Genomic DNA, 2428 nt, shown 5'->3' with positions numbered 1-2428 from the left:
AAACATGTCTCAAGCGAATATCCCTAATATAACCCCAACGATATCGATTACTGCCGGACAATCAATTTCTTTACTCTTGGCATCTATCGCACTCGAAGAATTAGCACTGGCACATATTATTAATAGTGAGGCGGAGAAAATCCAATTTATATTAGGAACACTAAATAATGGTATCACTCCTCCACCAGTGACATTGTCCAACTTATTAACGATAAATAATAGTGTTCAACAAACATTGCAATCTGCTATTAAACAAGAAATGCTTTTACAATTTAAATTAGAAAATATCTTAACTTTAATTGAAGAGTAATACACTTTTATAACTTGTAGTCGTCCAATCATTTAAATCTAAACGTCCCCGACACAATTAAATAAATAATTTTTAAAAATGAATCATTAGTAATTAGAAAGTTAATTTGAGAATACGATATAAGTATTCGAGAGAAAAACAGGTACTTATATCGTATTCATTTTAATATCGCTTCTTTTTTCTCTTAGAATTGTAAGGTTTCTGCTTATTGTTTCGATTTTTATTGTTGTAATCTCCAAATAAATTATAATCTTTTATTTTGTTTACAGTCTTTTGTATATTAGGTGATAAAATATATGGGTCTGTATTTGGATATTCATCTGGTGAATTTTTATAATTCTCTCCCATTTTGTTCTGTCCAAAAATTAAATTATCCCAGAAATTAGTCATGGTACTATACTCCTAACTGTAATCATATGAAGTATCCCGCCTAATCATACTGTATTCATTTTTTTTTGTATGTGCATAAGTATTAACATATAATTAATAATTTTTGGATACTATTAATGTAAATACACTGAACTCTTCAGCAGATCTGTTCAAAGGAGGAGAAAATATGTCTTTGCCCAACATTCCTGACATAGAGCCCCACATAACATTAACTCGCGAAGAAGTAATTAACCTTCTTTTATCTTCTATTGCAATGGAAGAGATAGGACTTTCACATTTAATAAATGCGGAAGCTGAAAAAATCCAAAAGATAATAAGTAAAGACTGTCTGACTGTAAAAGAAGCTATTGTAACTCAAGAAAGCGTGGAAAAAATATTAAGAAATATTATTAAAACTCAGATGCTACTACAGTTCAAACTAGAAGATGTACTGAAAATACCAACTTTAGACTGCGATGATTGTGATTGTGATTGTGATTGTGATGATTGTGACTGTGATTGAGTTTCTAAATACTAACAAAAACAAACATGTTACACATAAAGCTACTTATTGGTACATAAAAATTATATAAAAGGAGCAGTATTCAAAAATGGGTTATACTAATGAATTATTAATAAATTGCATCGAGAGTATGTACCAAAGGGAATCTGCATTAAATAAACTGTTAGAAGTTGAAATGAATATGTTGAGTTTGTTATTAGATACTGAAAATCAATCAAATGATATTTTAAAAGTTCAAAATAAAATTGTAGGTTTAATGGCGTGTATCAATAATTCCAATACATTATTTTTAGATAATTTCGAATCTACAATCTATAGACACCATTTAATACGGGAATGATTAAAATGAATCTTACAAGTTTATATCACGAAATAGAAAAACAAAACTTATATATTGAACAAATTGTTATACAATGTATTAAACTAATTGATCACCACAAAACACACCCTTCTCAAAACTCAATTGTATTTGAACACAATTTAACAATGCTTTCAAATTTATTATTAACTAAAACACATATAATAAAAAGAAAATTGGCTCTATGTGCTACATTAATGAACACTTTAAACATATCTGATTTTAATATAAATGATAGAATAAAATCTTCTATATCCTCTACTGTACTTACTGATTTAAAAAACATTAAATTTAATAATTTTACATGTAAGAAATTGTTTAATGAAAACATAAAACAATTAGAATTAATTTCACTTGATTTTAGGCAATAATGTACAAATCAATTTTTTCGATACGGCTACTAAACAAATACCAAAATAAGCCCCCACATAGTGGGAAAAACATTAATCTTCAAAAGGATTTTTTTGTAAAATACATTAAAAAGACTTTTTTAGTATTCTTCCTGGTAAATGACAGTATTAAAAACGACTCAACCATCGAGATCCGATATAATATCGAATTTCGATGGTTGAGTCGTTTTTGGAGCCGATTATACTTATAAAATATATAGTTAAGTTTTTTTGACTAAACTAAACCGAAACTCATCCCCCACCTACCGTTGGGCTACATCTCTCATACGATTGGGGAATAGCATCCGATTTCAATACACTAACAATTCACGTTCACCAAAGGAATACTCTACAAAATTTATAATTGACAAACCTAGATACTTCCTTCAAGGGGATTATTTTTTCGTTCTATCCGTAAATTGTGGACAAGGACAAATTCCCCTATTGCTTCCTCTTGCAGTTTACTGCTATTTTTTTAC

The 2428-nt window shown here is 28.7% G+C and carries 5 protein-coding genes; 4 read left to right on the top strand and 1 reads right to left on the bottom strand.

The window, feature by feature from the left end; translation table 11 throughout:
* Positions 1-4: 4 nt before the first annotated feature.
* Positions 5-310, top strand: coding sequence for an alpha-helical endospore appendage domain-containing protein (locus tag MR155_RS30910; RefSeq protein ID WP_242312089.1), 306 nt, complete (start codon positions 5-7; stop codon positions 308-310).
* Positions 311-472: 162 nt separating this feature from the next.
* Here MR155_RS30910 and MR155_RS30905 read toward each other — a convergent pair whose 3' ends face one another.
* A complete protein-coding gene (locus tag MR155_RS30905; RefSeq protein WP_240369354.1) occupies positions 473-700 on the bottom strand; it encodes a hypothetical protein in 228 nt (75 codons plus the stop codon).
* Between the two features lie 166 nt (positions 701-866).
* Here MR155_RS30905 and MR155_RS30900 point away from each other — a divergent pair, with 166 nt between their 5' ends.
* The 3 genes from MR155_RS30900 (at position 867) to MR155_RS30890 (ending at position 1931) form a co-directional block, all read left to right on the top strand.
* Positions 867-1202: an alpha-helical endospore appendage domain-containing protein gene (locus MR155_RS30900; protein WP_242312087.1), complete on the top strand. Its 336-nt coding sequence runs from the start codon at positions 867-869 to the stop codon at positions 1200-1202.
* A gap of 88 nt (positions 1203-1290) precedes the next feature.
* A complete protein-coding gene (locus tag MR155_RS30895; RefSeq protein WP_242312086.1) occupies positions 1291-1542 on the top strand; it encodes a hypothetical protein in 252 nt (83 codons plus the stop codon).
* 5 nt (positions 1543-1547) lie between these two features.
* Positions 1548-1931, top strand: a complete 384-nt coding sequence (locus tag MR155_RS30890; RefSeq protein ID WP_242312085.1) for a hypothetical protein — start codon at positions 1548-1550, stop codon at positions 1929-1931.
* The last annotated feature ends 497 nt before the right edge of the window (positions 1932-2428 follow it).

The sequence above is a fragment of the Bacillus cereus group sp. BfR-BA-01331 genome (genome assembly GCF_022663915.1).
Lineage (GTDB): Bacteria > Bacillota > Bacilli > Bacillales > Bacillaceae_G > Bacillus_A > Bacillus_A mycoides.
The sequence above is the reverse complement of the archived record's forward strand: the minus strand, read 5'-3'. Positions and strand labels throughout refer to the sequence as shown.

Bases quoted from the DNA above. Each gene is read 5' to 3' on its own strand.
- MR155_RS30895 (WP_242312086.1), top strand. From the start codon at position 1,291: ATGGGTTATACTAATGAATTATTAATAAATTGCATCGAGAGTATGTAC.
- MR155_RS30900 (WP_242312087.1), top strand. From the start codon at position 867: ATGTCTTTGCCCAACATTCCTGACATAGAGCCCCACATAACATTAACT.
- MR155_RS30910 (WP_242312089.1), top strand. From the start codon at position 5: ATGTCTCAAGCGAATATCCCTAATATAACCCCAACGATATCGATTACT.
- MR155_RS30890 (WP_242312085.1), top strand. From the start codon at position 1,548: ATGAATCTTACAAGTTTATATCACGAAATAGAAAAACAAAACTTATAT.
- MR155_RS30905 (WP_240369354.1), bottom strand. From the start codon at position 700: ATGACTAATTTCTGGGATAATTTAATTTTTGGACAGAACAAAATGGGA.